Genomic DNA, 22,712 nt, shown 5'->3' on the forward strand with positions numbered 1-22,712 from the left:
TATTCAGGCGTCGCGCATGTCTCACAATAGTTTTGGTCATCTGTTCCGCGTAACCACCTGGGGCGAAAGCCACGGTCTGGCGCTCGGTTGCGTTGTTGACGGCTGCCCGCCCGGCATTACGTTCACGGAAGCCGAAATTCAGGCCTATCTCGACAAGCGCAAGCCCGGCCAGTCCAAATATACGACGCAGCGCCGCGAACCCGATCAGGTGCGTGTGCTTTCCGGTGTTCTTCTGGGTGACGATGGCGTGACCATGACGACGACCGGCACACCGATCTCGATGATGATCGAGAACACCGATCAGCGCTCGAAGGATTATGGCGAAATTGCCCGCCAATATCGTCCGGGCCACGCCGATTACACCTATGACGTCAAATACGGCATTCGCGACTATCGCGGCGGCGGGCGTTCGTCGGCGCGCGAAACGGCGGCCCGTGTTGCCGCGGGTGCCATTGCACGCAAGATCGTGCCGGGGCTGGAAGTCAAGGGCGCGCTGGTCGCCATGGGTGTACACGGTATTGACCGCCGCCGCTGGAACTGGTCGGAAGTGGACAACAATCCTTTCTTCTCGCCGGATGCGGGTTCGGTCGAACTGTTCGCAGACTATCTTGATGGCATTCGCAGACAAGGCTCGTCGGTCGGCGCAGTCATCGAGATTATCGCTGAAGGTGTACCTGCTGGTATCGGGGCGCCGATCTACGGCAAGCTCGATCAGGATATTGCAAGCCTGCTGATGTCGATCAACGCCGTGAAGGGCGTGGAGATCGGCAACGGTTTCGAGGCTGCCCGTCTTACCGGTGAAGAAAATGCCGACGAAATGCGCATGGGCAATGACGGCAAGCCGCTGTTCCTGTCCAATCATGCTGGCGGCATTCTGGGTGGCATTGCGACCGGTGCGCCGGTTGTAGCGCGTTTCGCCGTCAAGCCGACCTCGTCGATACTGACGCCGCGCCGCTCCATCGACAAGGACGGCAAGGAAGTGGATGTGATGACCAAGGGTCGTCACGATCCGTGTGTGGGTATTCGTGCAGTACCGATCGGCGAGGCGATGGTGGCCTGTGCGATTGCAGATCATTATCTGCGTCATCGCGGTCAGACTGGCCGCGTTTGACTAACTTGGGGCCAAATTGGCCTCGTCTGATTGAATTCGGCCATATTGGCCATATCTGACCGACGATAGGGCCCGTTGGTTGCCTGACACATAGAGGTCGAAATGAGCTATAACCAGAAGCAGGTCGTGGATGCGCTTCGCGCTTTCGAACGCGGCGAAATCGTTGTGGTCATGGATGATGACGGGCGCGAGAACGAAGGCGACCTGATTGTTGCCGCCGTGCATTGTACGCCGGAAAAGATGGCCTTCATCGTCCGTCACACGTCCGGTATCGTCTGCACTCCGATGACCCGTGATGAAGCCAAGCGCCTCAACCTCGCGCCGATGGTCGCCGAAAACGAATCCGCTCACACGACTGCGTTCACAGTGACGGTCGATTACCGCCATGGCACGACGACAGGCATTTCGGCAGAAGACCGCACGCTGACCGTGCGCAATCTGGCGAACCCGAATGCCGGTGCTTCGGATTTTGTGCGTCCCGGCCATATTTTCCCGCTGGTTGCCCGCGAAGGCGGTGTTTTGATGCGCTCCGGCCATACGGAAGCCGCTGTTGACCTCTGCAAGCTCGCAAACCTGCCACCCATCGGCGTTATCTGCGAACTGGTCAATGATGACGGTTCCGTCATGCGTGGTCCGGACGTGAAGGCCTTTGCCGAAAAGCACACGCTGCATCGGGTTACGGTCGCCGACCTCATCGCTTATCGCCAGCGCAAGGAAACGCTGGTCAAGCGCGTTGGCGATGCGCCGGTCAAGACCTGTGCAGGTGTGGCCCATGCCTATACCTACGAACTGCCATGGGAGCCCATGCAGCACGTGGCTGTCGTATTCGGCGATATTCGTGACGGCGAGGAAGTGCCAGTCCGCCTGCATCGCGAAGATGTGCTGAACGATGTCTTTGGCAAAGGCGGCAGCAATCTCGATGCCATCATGGAAAAGATGGGCAAGGAAGGTCGCGGCGTACTGGTGTATCTGCGCGAAGGTTCAGTTGGCGTGCGTTCCGATCACCACGACACCCGCGCTCGCGATGCGATCCAGAGCGAGCATGAAAGCCATGCCGAAGCAGTTGCCCGCGAGGAGGAGTGGCGTCAGATCGGCCTCGGTGCGCAGATATTGAAGGATCTTGGCATCACGTCGATTGTGCTTTTGGCATCGCGTGAGCGTCACTATGTCGGCCTTGAAGGCTTCGGCATCCACATCGCCCGTACCGAGATCATCTAACATTATTCAGACAGAGCTGGCGCATGGCCAACATGGTCATGTGCTGGCGAGATGCTATAGTGAAACTATGACGACACGGCTTTACTGGCATCCGATCTATCTCGAACATCTGACGCCGCCCGGCCATCCCGAGCGCCCGGATCGTATTCGGGCGCTGATGAGCGAACTGGAGGGGCCGGATTTCTATCGGCTCGACCGGGTAGAGGCCCCGCGCGGCGATGAGGCGTCAGTGCTGCTTGCGCATCCTGAAAAACATCTGGAAGCCATACGCGCCAGCATACCGGAGCCAGCTCTGGACGAGGAAGCGCCAGCGCCTGTGGTGAAGCTCGACGGCGACACCTATGTCAGCCCGAAAAGTCTGGATGCGGCGCTGACGGCAATTGGCGCGGCGACAGCGGCGGTTGATGATGTTTTTTCCGGCGCTGCAAACAACGTCTTCGTTGCAGCCCGCCCGCCCGGACATCATGCCGAGCGTTCCACCGCGATGGGGTTCTGCCTTTTCAACAATATTGCGATTGCTGCCCGTCATGCGCAGCAGCGTCACGGCGCGGAGCGTGTCGCTATCGTTGATTGGGATGTCCATCACGGCAACGGAACGCAGGATATTTTCAAGGACGACCCAAGCGTCCTGTTCTGTTCGACGCATCAGTTTCCCTTGTATCCCGGAACGGGGGCGAAGGACGAAACCGGCGTCGGCAACATCTTCAATGCACCGCTTTCCCCCGATACGGGAAGCCGCGAATTCCGCGAGGCATTTAATAGTCGTGTATTGCCCGCTTTGGACAATTTCCGGCCAGATTTGATCCTTATTTCGGCGGGCTTCGATGCTCATTTTCGCGATCCGCTGGCCGAGCTCAATCTTGATGAAGCGGATTTTGACTGGGCGACGGGCAAACTCATGGAGCGGGCAGAAAGGTTCTGCGATCACCGGCTAGTGAGTGTGCTTGAAGGTGGATATGATCTAGAGGGCTTGTCGCAGTCCGCGTCTACGCATATTACGCGGCTGTTGAAAGGATGAATCATGGTAACCGAACCGTCCAACGCCGACATTGCAGTAATGAGCTTCGAGGATGCATTGAAGCAGCTTGAGAAGATCGTCGACGATCTGGAGCGGGGCGACGTGCCGCTGGAAGAGTCCATTCGCATCTATGAACGTGGCGAAGCCCTCAAGAAGCATTGCGATACGCTTCTGAAGTCTGCGGAAGACAAGGTGGAGAAGATTCGCATTGGCCGCGATGGCCAGCCGGTTGGAACCGAACCGCTTGATCCGGAATAAGCTGGTCCAATAATTCTGCTCAGAACAGGGTTTTGAGCTGGGCGACATAAGGCGCGAGAATCCCGCTCAGCATATAGGGGCCAAGGCCCCAGGCCAGCGTCCACCCCGTAGCGCCGACGATGTTGGCTGCCAGAAAATGCAGCGGGTTCATTTTCATGGAACCCGCGACGATACCGTTCAACTGGCGCAGCAACACGACAAAACGCGCAGTCGCCACGACGTAGATTCCCTTGCTATCGAAAAGCTTCTCGAACTGCTCCAGCCGTTCCGGTGTCAGCTTGACGAGATGCCCATATCGCAGGATCAGGCGACGGCCACCGAAACGGCCGATCAGGTAGCCAGTGCAATCGCCAAGAACGGCGCCGATGAATACGGCAATCAGCACGGCTTCAATGTTTAACGTTCCATGCAGGGCAAGCAACGAGCTTGCGATCAGGGCGCTTTCACCGGGCAAGGGTGCGCCGAAAGATTCAAAATATACGATCACGAAAAGCGCCAGCGCGCCATAAGCGGCAATATATGGTTCCAGAAAGCTCATTGATTGGCGGGTCTTTCAGGCGACAGAACTAAAAAGGCTCCGGACGAGCCGGAGCCTGAATTACATGATTCAGTTTCAGCCGATAGAGCGTTTGCCGGAAATTGCGTGGTATACCCACAGCACCACGATGGCACCGATGATGGAAACGATCAGGCTGTATATGTTGAGGCCGGTGACGCCCTGTGCGCCGAAGAAGGTGAAGATGACGCCGCCGATGATGGCGCCGACAATGCCGAGAGCAATATCCAGAAAAAGGCCCTGGCCACTTTTATTGACGATCTTGCTGCCGATGAAGCCGGCAATCAAGCCTAGTATTATCCAGCTTATAACAGACATCTAATATCTCCCGATGCGTAAATACACTTTTGCATCACGCACTTAGGAAATTTTCACACTGCTACAAAATTTGCAAGGTATAATGCTTGTCAAATTGGGAAACCCATTTAACTTTAACTTACCGAATGCACCGTTGGCATCGGATAACAGGGAGTATCGTGTGATGGGAAGTTATGACGACAACTCAGGCAATTCGCCCATTCCCGGCGGAAGCCTCGCGAAACCGGTTCTGATTGCGCTCGGCGCCCTGCTGATCGGCAAGATGCTGAAGGGCAATAGCGATGATACGGCGGCCACTCAGGCGCAGCCCGTGCCAGTGCCGGATCAGTCGCAAGCGGGCGGCGGCCTGCTCGGCGGTATCCTTGGTGGGCTTGGTGGTCTGCTTGGCGGCGCTGCTGCCGGAAACGCCTCTGCAGCTCCGTCGGCTCCAGGTTCACTGGGTGGCGGTCTTGGCGGCCTCCTCGATCAGTTGAAACAGGCGGGCCTTGGCGAAAAGGTTGATTCCTGGGTTGGTCAGGGAACCAATCATTCAATCGAGCCGGGCCAGCTTGGCGACGCAATCGGTCAGAAAACCTTGAGTGAAATTGCTCAGCATGCCGGTATCGACCAACAGGAATTGCTGGATCAGCTATCGCAGGTTCTGCCCGGCCTTGTAGACAAGCTGACAACGAACGGTCAGGTGCCGGACGCCAGCTCGCTCTCGAAGCTGTTGCAGGGACGCTGATCAAATTTGCATTTTGATCGAACCGCACCGCTCGTCGGTGCGGTTTTGTTTTGAGGGCACATTCGATAAAATGAGATCGCCGCCTACATAAGCACCATAGATCAACTGCTGGAGTTGCGTTTCATGAGTTTCTTTCCGTGTCCTGATCCGGTTCTTGGTGACAAGACTTCGGTAGACAGCATCGAAACGCTGGTCATTCCACGCACAAGCGATATTGGCGGACTGGAAGTGCGGCGAGCCTTGCCGACGGTGCGCCGCCGTCTGGTTGGGCCGTTTATCTTTTTCGATCGCATGGGACCGGCTGTGCTGCGGGATGGAGATGCGCTGGACGTACGTCCGCACCCGCATATAGGCCTTTCGACCGTGACCTATCTGTTCGACGGACATATTCGCCACAGAGACAGTCTCGGTACAGAAATGGTCATTCGTCCGGGTGACGTGAACCTGATGACTGCCGGTCGTGGCATTGTGCATTCCGAGCGTTCTCCGGAAGAAGAGCGCAACGGACCACTGTCCATTTCCGGCATTCAGACCTGGCTCGCGCTGCCGGACGCGCTGGAAGAAATAAACCCGGAATTTTTTCACACCAATGCGCCAGACCTGCCGGTGCTGGAGGACAGCGATTTCTCCGGTCGGTTGATCATGGGTTCCATGCTGGGGCTGAAGTCGCCTGTGATCCAGCACGCCGATACGCTTTATGCGGATATTCGCATAGAGCCGAACGGACGCTTTCCAATCCCGCCTGTGGCCGAAGAGCGCGCCATCTATACGTTGCAGGGCAATGTCGGCATTGGCGGCGAAGTGTTTCCGCCGGACCGCTTGCTGGCGTTTCGTCCCGGCGACGATATTGTCGTGCAGGCCGGACCGGAAGGCGCGCATATTATGCTTTTTGGCGGTGCAACTCTTGGTTCGAAGCGGTATGTATGGTGGAATTTCGTTTCCTCTTCGCGGGAGAGGATAGAACAGGCCAAGGAAGAATGGCGCAGTGGCCGCTTCGATATCGTGCCCGGTGACGAGCAGGATTTCATACCTCTGCCTGAATGAGGTGAATTGGGTTGAGCCGTAGGACACGATGTCCCGCCCTGCTTGATCCTGTCGCGTTGCTGCTATACCGACAACAAAACCGAACCAGAAACAGGTTGTTTTAATGTCCCGACCTTTGACCCCATTGCTTGACAAGGCACCGACCCCGGAAGCCCTGCGCGCATTGCCGGAAACCGATCTGCCGCAGCTTGCGCAGGAGTTGCGAGCGGAGTTGATCGATGTGGTTTCGACCACTGGCGGGCATCTGGGAGCGGGACTGGGTGTGGTGGAGCTGACAGTGGCATTGCACCATGTCTTCGACACACCGCACGACCGTATCATCTGGGACGTTGGCCATCAGGCCTATCCACACAAGATATTGACCGGACGTCGTGACCGTATCCGTACATTGCGCCAGACCGGCGGCCTTTCGGGTTTCACCAAGCGCAGCGAAAGTGAATATGATCCTTTCGGAGCCGCGCATTCGTCGACGTCGATTTCGGCGGGTCTCGGCATGGCGGTCGCATCTGACCTCTCGGGCGAAAAACGCAATGTGATTGCAGTCATCGGCGATGGTTCTATGTCGGCAGGCATGGCCTATGAGGCGATGAACAATGCCGGCGCGCTTGATGCTCGCCTTGTCGTCATCCTGAACGACAATGACATGTCGATTGCGCCACCGACTGGTGCCATGAGTGCCTATCTGGCGCGTCTTGTCTCCGGCAAGACCTATCGCAGCGTCCGTGAGGCCGCAAAGCAGGTCGCCAAGAAACTGCCGAAATTCCTGCAGGACAAGGCCCGCAAATCGGAAGAATATGCACGCGCCTTCTTCACAGGCGGCACATTGTTCGAGGAACTGGGCTTCTACTATGTCGGTCCCATCGACGGGCATAATCTGGATCATCTGCTGCCGATCCTGAAAAACGTACGTGATACGCAGGAAGGACCGGTGCTCATCCATGTGGTGACGCAGAAGGGCAAGGGTTATGCGCCCGCCGAAGCTGCTGCCGATAAATATCACGGCGTCAACAAATTCGACGTCATTACGGGCAAGCAGTCGAAGCCGCCTGCAAACGCACCGAGCTACACCAAGATTTTCGGCACCAGCCTGATCGAGGAGGCCCGTCACGACGACAGAATAGTGGCGATCACCGCCGCCATGCCATCGGGCACCGGGCTTGATCTCTTTGGAGAAGTGTTTCCGCAGCGCACATTCGATGTCGGCATTGCCGAGCAACATGCGGTAACCTTCGCTGCTGGTCTGGCAAGCGAGGGCTATAAGCCGTTCTGCGCGATCTATTCCACTTTCCTGCAGCGTGGCTACGATCAGGTCGTGCATGACGTGTCGATCCAGAATCTGCCTGTGCGTTTCCCAATCGACCGTGCCGGACTGGTTGGCGCCGATGGTCCAACCCATGCAGGCTCCTTCGATACTGGCTTTCTTGCAGCTCTCCCTGGTTTCGTGGTGATGGCTGCCTCAGATGAGGCTGAGCTGCGCCATATGGTGCGCACGGCTGCCGAATATAACGAAGGTCCGATTTCTTTCCGCTATCCGCGTGGCGACGGTGTCGGTGTTGACCTGCCGGAACGCGGGCAATTGCTCGAAATCGGCAAGGGACGCATCGTGCGTGAGGGTACAAAGGTCGCGCTCCTGTCCTTCGGGACGCGTTTGCAGGAATGTCTTGCCGCCGCCGATGAGCTGGGGGCTGCCGGTCTTTCGACCACGGTTGCCGATGCGCGTTTTGCCAAGCCGCTCGATCAGGATCTGATCCGTCGTCTGGCACACGAACATGAAGTACTGGTGATGGTGGAAGAAGGGGCTGTTGGCGGGTTTGCTTCCCATGTACTGCAATTCCTTGCAACCGACGGCCTTCTTGATCGTGGCCTCAAGGTGCGGGCTTTGACATTGCCGGATAGCTATCAGGACCACGGCAAGCCGGACGCTATGTATGCTGAGGCCGGTCTTGACCGGGCAGGCATCGTGCATGCGGTGTTTGCAGCTCTTGGCCGCGAGGCGGTTGCAGCGCCATTCAGCGCCTGACCGATGAGCGGGGAAACGAGCGACAAGAACCTGCGGCTCGATCAGCTGCTGGTAGAGCTTGGGCTGTTTGCAACGCGCTCGCGGGCGCGTGATGCTATCCAGCGCGGCACGGTCAAGGTTGACGGCAAGCCTGTCACCAAGCCGGGCCAGACCGTTCTGCGCACCGCAAAGATCGCCGTGGATGATCCGGCAAGCGCCTACGTTTCCCGCGCTGCCTTGAAGCTTATCGCGGCGCTCGACCATTTCGACCTTGATGTGAAAGGGCAAACGGCGCTCGACATCGGTGCCTCGACAGGCGGCTTCACGCAAGTTCTGCTGGAGCGCGGCGCGAACCATGTTCTTGCCATTGATGTCGGCCACGACCAGTTGCACGAGACCCTGCGCGCCGATCTTCGCGTCACCAACAAGGAGGGGCTCAACGCCCGCGCTTTGGAACTTACCCATCTGGATGGACGCGAAATCGATTGCGTGGTTTCGGATGTGAGTTTCATTTCGCTGAAACTCGCCTTGCCTCCGGCATTGGCCTTTGCGCAAAAAGGTGCTATCTGCGCGCTTCTCGTAAAACCGCAATTTGAAGCGGGCCGCGAGGCTATCGGCAAGGGCGGCATTTTGCGCGACCCGAAAGATGGCGAACGCATAGCAGAAGAACTGAGATCATGGCTGGAGACGCAAGCTGGCTGGCGCGCGCTCGGTCTTTGTCCGTCGCCCATCGAAGGCGGCGATGGCAATCGTGAATATCTCCTGGCAGGAAAGAAAGATCGATGACAACGCAGACAATGGGGCAAATAACAATCCGCTCGATTGGTGCGGGCGGCGATGGCGTCGCCAACCTTCCCGATGGCCAGATTTATGTGCCTTTCACGCTGCCGGGCGAAGTGGCCAATGTTGCGCGCGACAAGAACCGCGCGACGGTTATGGCGCTTCTCGAAACATCGCCTGAGCGTCAGGCGCCTGCCTGCCAGCATTTCGAGGATTGTGGCGGCTGCGCGCTGCAGCATTGGCAGGACGAACCCTATCGTCTGTGGAAGCGCGAGCTGGTTGTCTCCGCGCTGAAGGGCAGGGGGATTGAGGCGGAGGTTGCGCCTCTGGTTGCTTGCCAGCCGCGAACACGCCGCCGCGCTGTTTTTGCGGCTCGTAAGACGGAGAAGGGCGTGTTGCTCGGCTTCAACCGTCACCTCAGCCATGAAATCATCGATATCGTCGAATGTGCGGTAACCGTTCCGGAAATCATTGCGCGGCTTGATGATCTGCGTGAAGTCGGAGCTTTGATTGCACCCGGTTCCAAACCGTTCAAGCTGGCCGCAACACAGACAGAGTCCGGCCTCGATCTCGCGGCAAGCGGTTGCGGCAAGCTGAGCGATGAGCAACGGCGCGCACTGACCGCGCTTGTCATGAAGAAGGGCTTTGCGCGCCTTTCACATGAAGGCGAAATCATTGTCGAGCCGAAGAAGCCGCTCATTCATTTCGGCAAGGTGCCGGTTCCGGTTCCTCCGGGTTGCTTCTTGCAGGCAACTGCCGATGCTGAAGAAGCGATGGTGCAGCTCGTGCTGGATCATGTCGGCAAGGCCAAGCGTGTCGCGGACCTGTTCTGCGGTGTCGGCACATTTGCGCTGCGGATTGCAGAAAAAAGCGCGGTTCATGCCGTTGAAAATGACGCACTGGCCCTTGCAGCTCTTGATCGTGGCGTGCGCCATGTGCAGGGATTGAAACCTGTTTCAGTTGAACGTCGCGATCTGTTCCGCCGTCCGCTGATGCCGAAAGAATTACTGCCCTATAACGCTGTGGTTTTCGATCCTCCGCGTGCAGGTGCGGAAGAACAGGCGCTTGAACTGGCAAAGTCCAAGGTGGAAAAGGTTGTTGCGGTCTCGTGCAATCCAGTGACGCTCGCTCGCGACCTCGCTATTCTGGTGAAGGGCGGCTATCGCGTCACGCGTGTCACGCCGATTGACCAGTTCCTCTGGTCGCCGCATGTCGAAGCCGTGGTGTCACTGGTGAAGAAGTAAAGTTGGATAAAAGCCGGGCTCAATCGCCCGGCTTTTTTATTTCTATCGGCAATGTCAGTTTGCCAGCCCGTCGAAATTCGTCAGAATAGTGGTCCAGCCCTTGATGTGGCCGTCTCGTGCTTCAGGGCTGCGGAATTTGACCTGTTTCAGCGTAATATCGGTGGTATTCGGGTCCACTTCCTTCAGGTCTATCGTCACCACGCTGTCGTCCAGCGAATGAGGCGAATTCCACGTAAATGCCAAGCGCGAATGCGGATCGATTTCGAGATAAGTGCCTGAATGCGGCACGTCGCGGTCGACCATATGCATGATAATGGAAAAGCGACCGCCTTTTACCGCATCCGTGCTCACATCGGACGGCCCGGTGCTGTCGCTTGATGCGCGCATGAATTTCGCCAGCGTCATGGGCGAGAGCCATGCGTTGAAAACCTTCTCCCGTGGAGCGGCGATTCTGCGATTGACTGTCAGTTCAAGCTCACTCATTTTCCTGTTCCTTCGAAACGAGTACATCTTCCAGCGCCGTTAGGCGCAGTTCCCAGACAGACTTCAGTTCCGCGAACCATGCTTCCACTTCCCGCACGGGCTCCAGCTCGGCGGCAATGAAATGCTCGCGTCCTAAAGTCTTGCGGGTGACCAGCCCTGCCTCCTCCAGCACCTTGATGTGTTTGGAGACCGAGTTGAGCGACATGTCGAAATGAGCGGCGAGTGCAGTCACTCTTGACGCACCCTCCTGAACGAGAAGCGTCAAGATGCGCCGTCGGGTAACGTCCCCTACAGCCTTGAGAATATGTGACAGAGCATCATCGTTCATTATTCACCCGTAAGGTTGAATATACTGCATTCCCGAAAACAGTCAACCATATGGTTGAATATTTAAATTATTTGCCATAGCCCTTCGCAGGACGCAAGCGAATGGCGTTGAAATTCAGGAAGAATAGGCCGTTTCTGTGGGGTGGTATGGAGCGGTTTTCTCAAGGGGGTGAGGAAAGAGCGGCATCCACCGCCGCTTCTGCATGTAGCTGCGTCGTATCGAACACTGGCACCGGACTATCCTGCTGGCTGATGAGCAACATGATTTCGGTGCAACCGAGAATGATAGCTTCGGCCCCGCGCTCAACCAGACGATTGATGATAGCGCGGTATTTTTCGCGTGACGCATCGCGCACTTCGCCTACCACCAGTTCCTGATAGATGATGTCATGCACGGTTTTGCGGTCGGCATCGTCGGGCGTCAGAACCTCTAGTCCGTGTTTGGCCGCAAGGCGGCCTTTGTAGAAATCCTGCTCCATCGTGAAGGCGGTGCCCAACAACCCGACTTTGGACAAGCCTGCGGCCTTGATCTTTTTCGCCGTCGGATCGGCAATATGCACAAGCGGGATCGATGTGGCGTTTTCAACGTCAGCGGCCATTTTATGCATGGTGTTGGTGCAGATCAGGATGAAATCCGCGCCGCCCTTTTCAAGGTTCTGTGCGGCCTCGATCATGAGCCGGGTCAGCTCATCCCATTTGCCTTCATGCTGAAGTTGCTCGATTTCACCAAAATCCATCGACCACATCAGGCTCTTGGCCGAATGCGTGCCGCCGAGCCGTGTGCGGATTTCCTGATTGATGATGCGGTAATATTCCTGCGAGCTTTCCCAGCTCATCCCGCCTATCAGCCCGATAGTCTTCATCACTCCCTCCCGGATAAAATTAAGGGCGGATCGCTCCGCCCCTATCATTCGGTCATGTATTTTGGGCGGACCCGCGATTACATCTTTTCGATGATCTTCTGGTCGCCTTCATGTGCCTTCCCATTGGCGGCGATAATGGCGGGAACGATGTCCTCCGCCTTGTCGATGACGAGCGGCTTTACCTGGTGTGCGGTGTGCAGGAAACCTTCTGCCGTCATATGCTCCAGAAGCGAGAGCATCGGCTGCCAGAAATTGTTGATGTTAGCGAACACCATCGGCTTGCGATGCTTGCCGAGCTGCGCCCAGGTCATCATTTCCACGATTTCCTCAACCGTGCCAATGCCGCCGGGGAGCGTGACGAACGCATCCGACTTCTGGAACATGAGGTGCTTGCGCTCATGCATGTCGCCAACGACGATGAGTTCGGTGAGCTGTTCGGCCTTTTCGAGGCTCGCTTCCTTGTCGAGCAGGAAGGTCGGGATGATGCCGGTGACTTCGCCGCCAGCTTCCATCACGCCTTGCGCAACCGCGCCCATGATGCCGCGTGTGCCGCCGCCATAGACGAGGCGCAAACCGTGTTCGGCAATGGACCGGCCAAGCGTAACGCCGGCTTCACGATAGATGGGATTCAGGCCCGTAGACGAGCCGCAATAAACGCAGATGGATCGAATCTCAGACATGATTTTCTTGTGCGCTTTTGACCTTTCAGCGTCAAGCGCCTGCGATTTCATTTTGCAGTGAAGATTGCTGCCAGCGGGACACATACATCAGGTTCCGGGTGGACATTCACAGCGATTGTTATATCTCAATCCGTATGTACTCCAGATTGAGAAGTGGATTGGATATGAAGAACTGGGTTGTGTTTCTCGGGCTCACCTTTGCCGCATCATCTGCATCGGCTGGCGAAATCAACATCAAACTGCCCGATGATACTGAAGTAACGACCAACGCTGTTCTGTACAAATGTGGTGAGAAAGATGTCTCGGTAACCTATTACAACGCCGGTGATATTTCGCTTGCTGAACTGGAGCTTGAAGACGAAACCGTCGTCGCGTCCAACGTTATCTCAGGGTCTGGAGCCAAATATGCTGGTGGTGTCTATATCTGGTGGACCAAGGGCGAGACGGCCGATCTCTATAACCTTATGGACGATCCCGACCAATCGAAGCCGACAAACTGTGTAGAACAGTAATCCTGCTAATAAAAAGCCTCGTACCTTTTGCTGTTTCGGTGCAGATTTCTTGTGGGGGGAAGCCAAAAGCTATAAACCCGTCATTAAAGTCTCTGGCGTGGGTTTCGAAGCGAAATGCAAAAGAACAGTTTAGGATTGCTCGGTATCGGGCTCGTCGCAATTGTCGCCGGGCTCGGCCTTTATTGGAATGCAACGCGATCCCGCGTTGAGGCGCCGCAACCCAATGCAACTGCGCCAGTGTCGACCCCGGCGTCGAACAATGCGCCAGCGCAGCCACAAGCAACGCCATCCGAGACGAAAGCGCCTGAGGCTGCCAAACCTGTAGGTGACGTTTCAGCAAACGATGCGAAGCCGCAAAGCGCGCAATCCGAAGAGCCTGCCAAGCAGGCAGATGCAGTTCCCACAGAGCAGGCCAGCAAGACGCCGGTTTTCGATCTTCTTCGCGTTGAGCCTGACGGTTCGGTCGTGATCGCGGGTAAGGCGCTTCCCAATGCCGATGTCGAGGTTGTCGCGGGCGCAACCGTCGTGGGTAAAGCCAAGGCGGGACCCAATGGCGATTTCGCCATTGTTCTGGATGAACCTTTGAAGGCGGGTGATCATCAGCTCGTCTTGCGTGTTACTGGTGCGGACAACAGTGTAGCCACCTCCGCGCAGACCGCCATCGTGTCGGTGCCTGAAACCAAGTCGGGGCAGGTGCTGGCACTGGTTGAGGAGCCGGGGCAGGCGAGCCGCCTGATCACCAAGCCGGAGACAGCTCCTGCATCACAGGAAAATACGGATACTGCCCCCGAAGCGACAGCCAAGGCCGATAAGCCGGAAGCCAAACCTGCACAGGACTTGCCGATTGCAATCGAAGCGGTGGAGATTGAAGGCCAGTCGGTTTTCGTGGCGGGTAAAGCCAAGGGCGGCAATCGTGTGATCGTCCACGCCAATGATACGTTGCTTGGTGCAAGCCTCATTTCGCCTGATGGCCGTTTCCTCGTGCAGAGCAAGCAGCCGCTCAGCGTCGGCGACTATATCATTCGCGCTGATCTGCTCGATAATGCCAATCAGGTTCTGGCGACAGCTCGCGTCCCGTTCCGCCGCGAAGCTGGCGAGAATATCTCGGCTGTTGCTTCCGATACGGACGGCCAGACGGCCGCTCCATCGGGCGCGAATGGCGGTGAAGCCGCTTCGTCGGCAGCTCCGCTGCAGAAAGTCGATGGCTCCGTCATCATTCGGCGTGGAGATAATCTCTGGACGATATCCAAGCGCGCTTATGGCAAGGGTACGCGATATACGACGATCTATCTCGCCAATCGCGACCAGATCCGGAATCCCGATCTCATCTGGCCGGGGCAGGTATTCAACATGCCGAAGGAGCCTTTGGGTGAGGGCGAGGTCAAGCGCCGGTTGGAAGATAGCGCTAACTGACGGGGAGTTGCCGACACTGAAACGCGGCTCTCAACATAGGGAAGCGCGTTTCAATAATGTGCTCCAGTCACGATAGTGTGTTTCCGTTTTGGCGGTCTTTTCTGGAATGAACATCTCCAAATCTTGTATTCCGGAGCATAATCGTATATCGTCGATATACGATGAAGATAGTTCTGGACAAAAGCTCGGCCGAAGCTGTCGCTGATCTGGCGCAGCTCGGTATTGACGATGAAGCGGCAGCGCGCATTTGCGCTGCGCTGGGCCATCCTGTCCGCATTCGAATTATCCGCCAGTTGATGATGGAGGACGCCTGCTGCTGTAAGGATATTGTCGGCAAGCTCGACCTTGCCCAGTCGACGGTTTCCCAACACCTAAAGGTCCTCGTGCAGGCCGGTCTTATCGATTATCGGCCTGAGCGTCAGTCTTCGCGTTACAGCGTCAACTGGCAGCAACTAAACGCTGTCCGCACGCATTTTGCTTCCTTCAAGAGCAGATGCTGCGGCTAGAGCGCATCCCGAAAAGTGGGAACCGGTTTTCGGGACAAGATGCGCGTAAAGACAAAAGATGGAGCATCCCGAAAAGCCCGAAATGGCTTTCGGAAGAGAAGCATCGATACAAACAGAAAAAGCGATGACGGAGTTTCATCTCGTACGAAATCGCTTGAGCCCACCGACTCGAAAGAACGCACCATGAGTTCCCCCAAAACGGTTTCCGCCGACTCCGGCGAAACGTTCAAGACACTGCGAAATCTCTGGCCTTATATGTGGCCGTCCGACAGGCCCGATCTGCGCATGCGCGTCGTCTGGGCCACCTTCTATCTGGTGATTTCCAAGATCGTGCTCATCCTCGTGCCCTATTTCTTCAAATGGGTGACGAATGCCTTGACCGGTCAATTGAACCCGCCGGACTATATCCCGCTGTTTCTGGTCGGCGCGGTGATGCTTGTACTGGCTTATAATGGCGCCAAGATCGTGCAGGCTGGTCTCAACCAGCTTCGTGATGCCTTGTTTGCGAGCGTCGGCCAATATGCCGTGCGTCAACTCGCCTACAGAACCTTCGTGCACATGCACCAGCTTTCGCTCAGGTTCCATCTTGAACGGCGTACGGGCGGGCTTTCGCGGGTCATCGAGCGCGGTACCAAGGGCATCGAAACGATTGTTCGTTTCACGATCCTCAACACGCTGCCCACCATTCTTGAGTTTGCGCTGACGGCGGTGATTTTCGCCGTCGCCTACGGCATTTCCTATCTGCTCGTGGTCGCTGCGACGGTCTGGCTCTACACCTGGTTTACGATCAAGGCGAGCGACTGGCGTATCAATATCCGCCGCGAAATGAACGACTCCGATACCGATGCCAACACCAAGGCAATCGACTCGCTGCTCAACTTCGAAACGGTCAAATATTTCGGCAACGAGAATATGGAAGCAAAGCGCTTCGATGCCTCGATGGCGCGCTATGAAAAGGCAGCGACCCAAACCTGGACGTCGCTTGGCTGGCTGAACTTCGGTCAGGCCGTCATCTTTGGCGTTGGCATGGCGGTGGTCATGGTCATGTCAGCGCTCGAAGTCCGGGCCGGAACGCAATCCATCGGCGATTTCGTTTTCATCAATGCCATGCTGATGCAGCTTTCTATTCCGCTTAATTTCATCGGTTTTATCTATCGCGAAATCCGTCAGGGTTTGACCGATATCGAGCAGATGTTCGATCTCCTCGATGTGAAGCAGGAAGTCGTCGATAAGCCCAATGCACCAGCATTGAAAATCGATCACGGTGCGATCCGTTTCGATGATGTGCATTTCGCCTATGATGCAAACCGCCCGATCCTCAAGGGCGTCAGTTTTGAAGTTCCGGCAGGAAAGACAGTCGCGATAGTCGGACCATCAGGCGCGGGTAAATCCACGATCTCGCGCCTCCTGTTCCGCTTTTATGATGTCCAGTCGGGTTCAGTTTCCATCGACGAGCAGGATGTCCGCGACGTTACGCAGGAAAGCTTGCGCAAGGTCATCGGCATGGTGCCGCAGGACACTGTGCTGTTCAACGATACGATCGCTTACAACATTCGCTATGGCCGTCCTGATGCCACGGCTGAAGAGGTGGAAAAGGCGGCAGAACTGGCGCAGATTTCCGGCTTCATCAAGCATCTGCCGGAGGGCTATCAGGCCATGGTCGGCGAACGCGGCCTCAAGCTTTCGGGCGGTGAGAAGCAGCGCGTCGCGATTGCCCGCACGATCCTCAAAGCGCCACCGATCCTGATACTCGATGAGGCGACCTCCGCGCTTGATACGGCAACGGAGCAGGAAATCCAGTCTGCGCTCGACATCGTCAGCCGTGGTCGCACCACGCTTGTCATCGCGCACCGTCTTTCGACCGTGATCGGTGCGGACGAGATCATCGTCCTCAAGGACGGTCTGATTGCCGAGCGCGGCACCCACCGCATGCTTCTCAAGCACAAGGGGCTTTATGCGTCCATGTGGGCTCGCCAGCGCGAGGCCGATGAAGCTGAAGAGCGTCTGCGTCAAGTCCGGGAAAGCGACGAACTGGGTGTCGTTATCCGTGGCGTTCCGGCAGCGGAATAGCCATTTTATCGGCGGCTCGTTATATTAGGGTGCGATCACGTGCCCTAACAGCCGTGAATAATTTGCGAAATGGATTTCGATTCTGAACAGGATGAGGTAAATAACGGCCAAACTCAAAGGAAGAGCGATGAGCCTTACTGACACCATCCGCAATACTTTCGTGCCGATCCATCGGGAAGGCTATCCGTTTATCGCGGGCTTTTTCGTGGTTTCGCTCATTCTGGGCTGGCTGTGGAACCCGCTGTTCTGGATCGGGATGGTGCTGACCGTCTGGTGCATCTATTTCTATCGCGATCCAGAGCGTGTAACGCCGATGGACGACGATCTAGTCATCAGCCCTGCTGACGGCAAGGTTTCCTTCGTCGGCCCGGCTGTGCCGCCGGCCGAGCTGGACCTGGGCGCCCAACCGCTCATGCGGGTTTCGGTTTTCATGAACGTGTTCTCGGTTCATATCAACCGCTCTCCGGTGCGTGGCAAGATTGAAAAGGTCGTGCATCGTCCGGGCAAGTTCCTCAATGCAGAACTCGACAAGGCCAGCACGGAAAACGAACGTAACAGCGTTCTGATTGAAAGCCCACACGGCAAGATCGGCGTTGTTCAGATTGCTGGTCTGGTTGCCCGTCGTATCGTCTGCTGGTCCAACGAGGATGATGATCTGTCTGTGGGCGAGCGGTTTGGCTTGATCCGTTTCGGATCGCGCGTCGATGTTTATCTTCCAGCCGATGCGACTGTTCGTGTTGCTATTGGCCAGACGGCAATTGCTGGTGAAACCGTGCTCGCCGATTATGGCAGCGTGCGCGGCGAGCCGGTGGTGCGGATCGGCTGAGCCGATGGAAACGCCCTTTCCGCCTTTTGAGCCCAATGGCCGCGTGGATTTATCGCGCGGCCCAAAGCTGTCGCAGATACCGCTGCGTATCGTCGTTCCCAACGTCATAACGGTTCTGGCCATCTGTGCCGGTCTGACCGGTATCCGTCTGGCTTTCGAGAACCGCTTCGAGCTTGCCGTCGTGATGGTGCTCGTGGCTGCCTTTTTGGATGGCATTGATGGGCGCGTCGCCCGCATGATGAAGGGATCGTCCAAGTTTGGCGCCCAGATGGATTCGCTTGCCGATATCGTCAATTTCGGTGTAGCGCCCGCCTTGGTGCTTTACGCCTTCATGCTCGATCAGGCGCGCTCGTTTGGCTGGATCGCAGCACTTCTTTATGCCATTGCATGCTGCCTGCGGCTTGCGCGTTTCAATGTCATGCTCGAAGATCCGAACCGTCCGGCATGGCAAAGTAACTATTTCATTGGCGTGCCCGCACCGGCTGGTGCCATGCTCGTTCTGTTGCCGGTCTATCTGGGCTTTCTGGGCTTGACGCCAACGCGGGGGCTCGCTTTTGGCGTGGCAATCTATACCGTGGCAATCGCGTTCCTGTTGGTAAGTCGTCTGCCAGTCTATAATGGCAAATCCGCCGGAAGCCTTGTCCGGCGCGATATCGTCATGCCGCTCATCCTGTTCGTGGTGGTTTACGTCGCCTTCCTGATGAGCTTCACCTGGCAGACCTTAAGCCTCACGGCGCTTGCCTATCTCGCATTTCTTCCGTTCAGCCTGGCTGCCTGGAACAAGCGCGAAGCTGCTGATCGAAAGGCCGAGGAAGAGGCCGTCACTGAAGAAGATAGGCCGTCAGAGGAAAACTGACGGCAATGTCTGCTTGATGAAACTGACGCGCTCCTCGACCGATGATTTCGGCAGGAGCGCGATTTCATAACCAAGCCGTCTGTAGGTTTTATCCATCGCGTCGAAAGTGCGCGTGGCCTCTTCGAAATCCTGCTTCCGCTCAGCATCCTGACCGAAGATTTCTGCCCAAGGCGGAGCCAGAAAAACTGTTCTGTAGTACGGAAACTGCCGTGCGGCTTCTTCCATATGCTGGGGAACGGGCAGGTTACACAGCATCAGATAGCCGATTACATCGGGCACGCCGCGGTCGAAGAAGACCGTCCCGCGCTGTTGTTTCGCCATCGTGTGCGAGCGCATTTCCCATGAAAGCATTAGCTCTGCAAAAAGCGCGCGATCACTCCAGGGCAGGGCCTTGCCGCCGATAGCGACCTGATCCTGAATAATAGCACGTCCGGCTTCCACGGTGCGGGAAAAGCCCTGCCTTTCGAGTGCATCGATCAGTGTGCTTTTGCCTGATCCGGGCCCGCCGCTGATAATAATAAAATGCTGGCGATCTTGGGTCATAAGTCCTCCAGTAGCAAAGGGAACGCGCACCAAACTTGGCAGCACGTGATGAAAGGGTCTGAGAGGGAGAAATGCCCGCTGAAAAAAGAGCCAAGAGATGGCCAAGCGGGAAACATTAATAAGTAAATACATAGAACCGGCCTTGCATATAGGCAAGGCCGGAGGACAGAAATCAGCTCGGCAGATGATAGTCGAGGAAGCGATCCTGTCGCACGTCGAAAAGCTTGCCGCTAACTTCAAGGTTTGGATCGGCGAGCTTGACGATCTTTTCAGCAACTGACTGCGGTGTTGGCAGCGTTTCAGGATCTTCGCCCGGCATGGCCTGCGCGCGCATGGCGGTGCGGGTGGCGCCCGGATTGACAGAGTTGATCTTGAGCTTCATCTGCTTCGTTTCTTCAGCCCAACTGCGTGCCATGACTTCAACAGCAGCTTTCGAGGCAGCATAGGGGCCCCAGAAAGCGCGGCAGGTATGCGCCACGCCGGAGGAAAGCAGAATGGCACGTCCCGCGTCGGAAGCGCGCAGCAGCGGATCAGTGGACCGAATGAGGCGCCAGACGCTGGTAACATTGACGTTCATGAGCTTCTCGAACGTCTTGGCCTCGACATGGCCAATCGGTGAAATCGTGCCAAGGACACCCGCATTCGCAACCATGATATCGAGCTTGCCCCAGCGCTCATGAATGGAGCCGCCGAGACGATCGATCGCTTCCATGTCGGTGATATCGAGAGGCACTAGCGTCGCATTGCCTCCCAGTTTGCGGATATCGTCGTCCAGTTCTTCAAGTCCGCCGACGGTGCGGGCAACCGCAATCACATGCGCGCCGCGTTTTGCCAGTTCAAGCGAAAGAAAGTAGCCAATACCGCGCGATGCGCCTGTTACCAGTGCGATGCGGCCCGTAAGGTCGATGCTCATCTAGTCCCCATATGATGCAAGAACATGAAACAGGCGGCCTATTGGGCCGCCTGCGTGAAGAATTGGGCGATCAACCGTTGCTTGCGAGCAGCGACAGCGTATGCACGTTGCTCTCGCCTTCCTGATCGAGGAGGCGGGTCGGATATTCGCCCGTGAAGTAGTGATCGGTGAAAGCTGGCGCCTTCGGATCACGCGGCTTCCCACCAACAGCCTTGTAGAGCCCGTCGATGGAAAGGAACGCCAGAGAATCCGCGCCGATGTAGCGGCACATGGATTCCAGGTCTTTGTGCTGGTTGGCCAGCAGCTTATCGGCATGGGGGGTGTCGATACCGTAGAAATCCGGATGGTAAATCATTGGACTTGCCACGCGGATATGCACTTCCTTTGCGCCCGCATCGCGGATCATCTGAACGATCTTGACGGACGTGGTGCCGCGCACAATAGAATCGTCCACCAGCACGACGCGCTTGCCTTCGATCATGGCGCGATTGGCTGAATGCTTCAGCTTGACGCCAAGCGCGCGAATTTGCTGCGTCGGCTCGATGAAGGTGCGGCCCACATAATGGTTGCGGATGATGCCATATTCGAACGGAATGCCGCTTGCCTGCGCGAAGCCGAGAGCGGCAGGCGTGCCTCCGTCAGGCACTGGCACGACAACATCAGCTTCGATGCCGGCTTCCTTGGCAAGCTCCATGCCCATATTCTTGCGCGCGACGTAGACGCTGCGACCGCCGACGACGGAGTCGGGACGGGCGAAATAGACATATTCGAACAGGCAGAGCCGTTCCGGCTGCGGATTTTCAGCCTTGATGGATTCAATGGTGATGGACCCGTCCTTCTGAATCTCGCAGATGACCACTTCGCCATTTTCGACGTCACGAACATATTTCGCGCCGATAATATCGAGGGCACAGGTCTCCGAGCAGAAGATAGGCTTGCCGTCGAGCTCGCCCATGACGAGCGGGCGGATGCCGATAGGATCACGCGCGGCAATCAGTTTGGTCCGGGTCAGCGCCAGCATGGCATAGCCGCCTTCGACCTGCCGGATGGCATCGACGAAACGGTCGGAGGAAGATGAATGGCGCGAACGGGCAATCATATGCAGCACGACTTCCGTATCGGAGGTCGCCTGAAAGATCGCGCCGGAAGCAATCAGCTGCTTGCGCAGCGTAATGCCGTTGGTGAAGTTGCCGTTATGGGCAATGGCAATGCCGCCGACTTCCAGTTCCGCGAACAATGGCTGCACGTTGCGCAGGATCGTCTCGCCGGTGGTGGAGTAGCGCACATGGCCGATGGCGCGGTCACCGGGCAGGCGGTTCAGCGTTGCTGCATCGGTGAAATGATCGCCGACGAGACCCATATGGCGTTCGGAATGAAAACGGCGATTGTGATAAGAAACGATACCGGCGGCTTCCTGCCCACGATGCTGGAGGGCATGCAGGCCCAATGCGGTCAGCGCGGCTGCGTCTTCATGGCCAAGTATGCCAAATACGCCGCACTCTTCATGCAGGGTGTCTTCGTCCAGCATAAAGGAGGCATTTTCAGAAGAATGGCTGGTCATTGCCGCAAGGCCTTTCGATTGCAGAGGCAACTAAAGCGCCTCTCTATCACAAGATGGCTTTTTGTTAAAAGCGAAGAGTTCACCGCTGCGTCGATATAGTCTCATGGACATTAGTATCGCACGATGGTCGCGAATAATCTCGCAAATTCCCGCCTGAAATATGATCGCGGAACCGAAATGACAATGTGTGAGCGTCATTTTGGCCATTTCACATCGGTCGGCTTTGCCTCCGGAATTGAAAAAGCCGCCAGCGGGGCTGACGGCTTTTCGATATATCGGAACAGCTTATTGCTGTGCAGGCGTATCGTCCGGAACCGGCGCTTCTTCCTGCTCGCCAGAGGCCGGAGCATTGTGCTGTGGCTTGAACTTGTCGATCATCTGGTCGGGATTAGCCGGCAGAAGGTCGATCAGCTGCTGGCCGAACGAATCGAGCATTGGCTTCGATTTCGCGTTCGTCACCCAGGCTGGCTGGTTTGTCGGGACGAGCCAGTTGAAGAACAGCATGGCAACGACAACGAGAAGCACGCCGCGCACGCCGCCAAACAGAAAGCCGAGTGTACGGTCAAGCGCACCGATACGGCTATCGATGATGAAGTCGGCGATCTTCATGGTGATCAGAGAAACGACGATCAGCACAACGAGGAAAACTGCGCCAGCGGCGGCAATCTTCGCGATGGTTTCGTTGTTGATATAGGGCTGCACGAAGGGCAGAACTGGCTGGTAGAAGAGATAGGCTGCAGCGGCTGCTGCCGCCCACGATACCAGCGACAGCACCTCGCGGGAAAAACCGCGCACCATCGCCAGAACGGCTGAAACCAGCGTTATCCCGAGTAGAATTCCATCAAGCATGGTTATCGGCATTCTGCCTGTCCTCAGTTATTATGCGCAA

The 22,712-nt window shown here is 56.8% G+C and carries 25 protein-coding genes; 15 read left to right on the forward strand and 10 right to left on the reverse strand.

What is annotated here, in order from left to right:
• The first annotated feature begins 16 nt into the window (after positions 1 to 16).
• The 4 genes from aroC to F9K94_RS13875 all read left to right on the forward strand — a co-directional run bounded on the left by aroC (position 17) and on the right by F9K94_RS13875 (position 3,605).
• On the forward strand, positions 17 to 1,111 hold the full coding sequence (gene aroC, locus F9K94_RS13860; RefSeq protein WP_151646284.1) for a chorismate synthase: 1,095 nt from the start codon (positions 17 to 19) through the stop codon (positions 1,109 to 1,111).
• 102 nt (positions 1,112 to 1,213) lie between these two features.
• Complete coding sequence (gene ribB, locus F9K94_RS13865; RefSeq protein ID WP_151646286.1) at positions 1,214 to 2,329, forward strand: 3,4-dihydroxy-2-butanone-4-phosphate synthase; 1,116 nt, start codon at positions 1,214 to 1,216, stop codon at positions 2,327 to 2,329.
• 67 nt (positions 2,330 to 2,396) lie between these two features.
• Positions 2,397 to 3,347, forward strand: coding sequence for a histone deacetylase family protein (locus F9K94_RS13870; protein WP_151646288.1), 951 nt, complete (start codon positions 2,397 to 2,399; stop codon positions 3,345 to 3,347).
• Between the two features lie 3 nt (positions 3,348 to 3,350).
• A complete protein-coding gene (locus tag F9K94_RS13875; RefSeq protein WP_002963588.1) occupies positions 3,351 to 3,605 on the forward strand; it encodes an exodeoxyribonuclease VII small subunit in 255 nt (84 codons plus the stop codon).
• A 19-nt stretch (positions 3,606 to 3,624) separates the two neighbouring features.
• On the opposite strand, the gene F9K94_RS13880 is transcribed toward F9K94_RS13875, so the two are convergent.
• The gene (locus F9K94_RS13880) at positions 3,625 to 4,143 is read right to left on the reverse strand and encodes a DedA family protein (protein WP_151554250.1); all 519 of its coding nucleotides are present in this window, start codon (positions 4,141 to 4,143) and stop codon (positions 3,625 to 3,627) included.
• A 75-nt stretch (positions 4,144 to 4,218) separates the two neighbouring features.
• Positions 4,219 to 4,479, reverse strand: coding sequence for a GlsB/YeaQ/YmgE family stress response membrane protein (locus F9K94_RS13885; protein ID WP_061345118.1), 261 nt, complete (start codon positions 4,477 to 4,479; stop codon positions 4,219 to 4,221).
• A gap of 163 nt (positions 4,480 to 4,642) precedes the next feature.
• Here F9K94_RS13885 and F9K94_RS13890 point away from each other — a divergent pair, with 163 nt between their 5' ends.
• From F9K94_RS13890 to F9K94_RS13910, 5 genes are all read left to right on the forward strand, one after another.
• Positions 4,643 to 5,203, forward strand: a complete 561-nt coding sequence (locus F9K94_RS13890; RefSeq protein WP_151646290.1) for a YidB family protein — start codon at positions 4,643 to 4,645, stop codon at positions 5,201 to 5,203.
• A gap of 123 nt (positions 5,204 to 5,326) precedes the next feature.
• On the forward strand, positions 5,327 to 6,247 hold the full coding sequence (locus F9K94_RS13895; RefSeq protein ID WP_061345120.1) for a pirin family protein: 921 nt from the start codon (positions 5,327 to 5,329) through the stop codon (positions 6,245 to 6,247).
• A gap of 103 nt (positions 6,248 to 6,350) precedes the next feature.
• Positions 6,351 to 8,267: a 1-deoxy-D-xylulose-5-phosphate synthase gene (gene dxs, locus F9K94_RS13900; protein ID WP_151646292.1), complete on the forward strand. Its 1,917-nt coding sequence runs from the start codon at positions 6,351 to 6,353 to the stop codon at positions 8,265 to 8,267.
• Positions 8,268 to 8,270: 3 nt separating this feature from the next.
• Positions 8,271 to 9,032, forward strand: a complete 762-nt coding sequence (locus F9K94_RS13905; RefSeq protein ID WP_061345122.1) for a TlyA family RNA methyltransferase — start codon at positions 8,271 to 8,273, stop codon at positions 9,030 to 9,032.
• Positions 9,029 to 10,270: a class I SAM-dependent RNA methyltransferase gene (locus F9K94_RS13910; RefSeq protein WP_061345123.1), complete on the forward strand. Its 1,242-nt coding sequence runs from the start codon at positions 9,029 to 9,031 to the stop codon at positions 10,268 to 10,270. The genes F9K94_RS13905 and F9K94_RS13910 overlap by 4 nt, the downstream gene beginning before the upstream one ends.
• Before the next feature lie 54 nt (positions 10,271 to 10,324).
• Here the strand turns inward: F9K94_RS13910 and F9K94_RS13915 are convergent, their stop codons facing one another.
• The 4 genes from F9K94_RS13915 to F9K94_RS13930 form a co-directional block, all read right to left on the reverse strand.
• Positions 10,325 to 10,753 carry an SRPBCC family protein gene (locus tag F9K94_RS13915; protein WP_061345124.1) on the reverse strand — a complete coding sequence of 143 codons (429 nt, stop codon included), beginning with the start codon at positions 10,751 to 10,753 and terminating at the stop codon, positions 10,325 to 10,327.
• Entirely contained in the window at positions 10,746 to 11,081 is a 336-nt protein-coding gene (locus F9K94_RS13920; RefSeq protein WP_061345125.1) for an ArsR/SmtB family transcription factor, read from the reverse strand. The genes F9K94_RS13915 and F9K94_RS13920 overlap by 8 nt, the downstream gene beginning before the upstream one ends.
• Before the next feature lie 160 nt (positions 11,082 to 11,241).
• Positions 11,242 to 11,943 (reverse strand): aspartate/glutamate racemase family protein, encoded by a 702-nt coding sequence (locus F9K94_RS13925; protein WP_081104420.1) that lies wholly within the window; start codon positions 11,941 to 11,943, stop codon positions 11,242 to 11,244.
• 77 nt (positions 11,944 to 12,020) lie between these two features.
• Complete coding sequence (locus F9K94_RS13930) at positions 12,021 to 12,623, reverse strand: LOG family protein (protein WP_061345248.1); 603 nt, start codon at positions 12,621 to 12,623, stop codon at positions 12,021 to 12,023.
• Positions 12,624 to 12,787: 164 nt separating this feature from the next.
• Between F9K94_RS13930 and F9K94_RS13935 the strand changes: the two genes are divergently transcribed.
• The 6 genes from F9K94_RS13935 to pssA all read left to right on the forward strand — a co-directional run bounded on the left by F9K94_RS13935 (position 12,788) and on the right by pssA (position 18,806).
• Positions 12,788 to 13,135, forward strand: coding sequence for an MliC family protein (locus F9K94_RS13935; protein WP_061345127.1), 348 nt, complete (start codon positions 12,788 to 12,790; stop codon positions 13,133 to 13,135).
• A gap of 114 nt (positions 13,136 to 13,249) precedes the next feature.
• Positions 13,250 to 14,548, forward strand: coding sequence for an Ig-like domain-containing protein (locus F9K94_RS13940; protein WP_151646294.1), 1,299 nt, complete (start codon positions 13,250 to 13,252; stop codon positions 14,546 to 14,548).
• Between the two features lie 161 nt (positions 14,549 to 14,709).
• A complete protein-coding gene (locus F9K94_RS13945) occupies positions 14,710 to 15,054 on the forward strand; it encodes an ArsR/SmtB family transcription factor (protein WP_061345129.1) in 345 nt (114 codons plus the stop codon).
• Between the two features lie 183 nt (positions 15,055 to 15,237).
• The gene (locus F9K94_RS13950; RefSeq protein ID WP_151646296.1) at positions 15,238 to 17,124 is read left to right on the forward strand and encodes an ABCB family ABC transporter ATP-binding protein/permease; all 1,887 of its coding nucleotides are present in this window, start codon (positions 15,238 to 15,240) and stop codon (positions 17,122 to 17,124) included.
• Positions 17,125 to 17,251: 127 nt separating this feature from the next.
• Positions 17,252 to 17,950, forward strand: a complete 699-nt coding sequence (locus F9K94_RS13955; protein WP_151646298.1) for a phosphatidylserine decarboxylase — start codon at positions 17,252 to 17,254, stop codon at positions 17,948 to 17,950.
• Between the two features lie 4 nt (positions 17,951 to 17,954).
• A complete protein-coding gene (pssA, locus tag F9K94_RS13960; RefSeq protein ID WP_010658376.1) occupies positions 17,955 to 18,806 on the forward strand; it encodes a CDP-diacylglycerol--serine O-phosphatidyltransferase in 852 nt (283 codons plus the stop codon).
• Here pssA and F9K94_RS13965 read toward each other — a convergent pair.
• From F9K94_RS13965 to F9K94_RS13985, 4 genes are all read right to left on the reverse strand, one after another.
• The gene (locus F9K94_RS13965) at positions 18,792 to 19,349 is read right to left on the reverse strand and encodes an AAA family ATPase (RefSeq protein ID WP_061345132.1); all 558 of its coding nucleotides are present in this window, start codon (positions 19,347 to 19,349) and stop codon (positions 18,792 to 18,794) included. The two genes, pssA and F9K94_RS13965, sit on opposite strands and share 15 nt — an antisense overlap.
• 172 nt (positions 19,350 to 19,521) lie before the next feature.
• Complete coding sequence (locus tag F9K94_RS13970) at positions 19,522 to 20,262, reverse strand: SDR family NAD(P)-dependent oxidoreductase (protein ID WP_012090829.1); 741 nt, start codon at positions 20,260 to 20,262, stop codon at positions 19,522 to 19,524.
• 70 nt (positions 20,263 to 20,332) lie between these two features.
• On the reverse strand, positions 20,333 to 21,823 hold the full coding sequence (gene purF / locus F9K94_RS13975; protein WP_081104421.1) for an amidophosphoribosyltransferase: 1,491 nt from the start codon (positions 21,821 to 21,823) through the stop codon (positions 20,333 to 20,335).
• A gap of 285 nt (positions 21,824 to 22,108) precedes the next feature.
• Positions 22,109 to 22,684 carry a CvpA family protein gene (locus F9K94_RS13985; RefSeq protein ID WP_029925541.1) on the reverse strand — a complete coding sequence of 192 codons (576 nt, stop codon included), beginning with the start codon at positions 22,682 to 22,684 and terminating at the stop codon, positions 22,109 to 22,111.
• Positions 22,685 to 22,712 lie beyond the last annotated feature (28 nt).

The organism is Brucella tritici (assembly GCF_008932285.1).
Classification (GTDB): domain Bacteria; phylum Pseudomonadota; class Alphaproteobacteria; order Rhizobiales; family Rhizobiaceae; genus Brucella; species Brucella tritici.

Excerpts from the sequence above, each read along its gene's own strand:
- aroC (WP_151646284.1), top strand. The coding sequence starts at position 17 with ATGTCTCACAATAGTTTTGGTCATCTGTTCCGCGTAACCACCTGGGGC.
- ribB (WP_151646286.1), top strand. The coding sequence starts at position 1,214 with ATGAGCTATAACCAGAAGCAGGTCGTGGATGCGCTTCGCGCTTTCGAA.
- F9K94_RS13870 (WP_151646288.1), top strand. The coding sequence starts at position 2,397 with ATGACGACACGGCTTTACTGGCATCCGATCTATCTCGAACATCTGACG.
- F9K94_RS13875 (WP_002963588.1), top strand. The coding sequence starts at position 3,351 with ATGGTAACCGAACCGTCCAACGCCGACATTGCAGTAATGAGCTTCGAG.
- F9K94_RS13880 (WP_151554250.1), bottom strand. The coding sequence starts at position 4,143 with ATGAGCTTTCTGGAACCATATATTGCCGCTTATGGCGCGCTGGCGCTT.
- F9K94_RS13885 (WP_061345118.1), bottom strand. The coding sequence starts at position 4,479 with ATGTCTGTTATAAGCTGGATAATACTAGGCTTGATTGCCGGCTTCATC.
- F9K94_RS13890 (WP_151646290.1), top strand. The coding sequence starts at position 4,643 with ATGGGAAGTTATGACGACAACTCAGGCAATTCGCCCATTCCCGGCGGA.
- F9K94_RS13895 (WP_061345120.1), top strand. The coding sequence starts at position 5,327 with ATGAGTTTCTTTCCGTGTCCTGATCCGGTTCTTGGTGACAAGACTTCG.
- dxs (WP_151646292.1), top strand. The coding sequence starts at position 6,351 with ATGTCCCGACCTTTGACCCCATTGCTTGACAAGGCACCGACCCCGGAA.
- F9K94_RS13905 (WP_061345122.1), top strand. The coding sequence starts at position 8,271 with ATGAGCGGGGAAACGAGCGACAAGAACCTGCGGCTCGATCAGCTGCTG.
- F9K94_RS13910 (WP_061345123.1), top strand. The coding sequence starts at position 9,029 with ATGACAACGCAGACAATGGGGCAAATAACAATCCGCTCGATTGGTGCG.
- F9K94_RS13915 (WP_061345124.1), bottom strand. The coding sequence starts at position 10,753 with ATGAGTGAGCTTGAACTGACAGTCAATCGCAGAATCGCCGCTCCACGG.
- F9K94_RS13920 (WP_061345125.1), bottom strand. The coding sequence starts at position 11,081 with ATGAACGATGATGCTCTGTCACATATTCTCAAGGCTGTAGGGGACGTT.
- F9K94_RS13925 (WP_081104420.1), bottom strand. The coding sequence starts at position 11,943 with ATGAAGACTATCGGGCTGATAGGCGGGATGAGCTGGGAAAGCTCGCAG.
- F9K94_RS13930 (WP_061345248.1), bottom strand. The coding sequence starts at position 12,623 with ATGTCTGAGATTCGATCCATCTGCGTTTATTGCGGCTCGTCTACGGGC.
- F9K94_RS13935 (WP_061345127.1), top strand. The coding sequence starts at position 12,788 with ATGAAGAACTGGGTTGTGTTTCTCGGGCTCACCTTTGCCGCATCATCT.
- F9K94_RS13940 (WP_151646294.1), top strand. The coding sequence starts at position 13,250 with ATGCAAAAGAACAGTTTAGGATTGCTCGGTATCGGGCTCGTCGCAATT.
- F9K94_RS13945 (WP_061345129.1), top strand. The coding sequence starts at position 14,710 with ATGAAGATAGTTCTGGACAAAAGCTCGGCCGAAGCTGTCGCTGATCTG.
- F9K94_RS13950 (WP_151646296.1), top strand. The coding sequence starts at position 15,238 with ATGAGTTCCCCCAAAACGGTTTCCGCCGACTCCGGCGAAACGTTCAAG.
- F9K94_RS13955 (WP_151646298.1), top strand. The coding sequence starts at position 17,252 with ATGAGCCTTACTGACACCATCCGCAATACTTTCGTGCCGATCCATCGG.
- pssA (WP_010658376.1), top strand. The coding sequence starts at position 17,955 with ATGGAAACGCCCTTTCCGCCTTTTGAGCCCAATGGCCGCGTGGATTTA.
- F9K94_RS13965 (WP_061345132.1), bottom strand. The coding sequence starts at position 19,349 with ATGACCCAAGATCGCCAGCATTTTATTATTATCAGCGGCGGGCCCGGA.
- F9K94_RS13970 (WP_012090829.1), bottom strand. The coding sequence starts at position 20,262 with ATGAGCATCGACCTTACGGGCCGCATCGCACTGGTAACAGGCGCATCG.
- purF (WP_081104421.1), bottom strand. The coding sequence starts at position 21,823 with ATGACCAGCCATTCTTCTGAAAATGCCTCCTTTATGCTGGACGAAGAC.
- F9K94_RS13985 (WP_029925541.1), bottom strand. The coding sequence starts at position 22,684 with ATGCCGATAACCATGCTTGATGGAATTCTACTCGGGATAACGCTGGTT.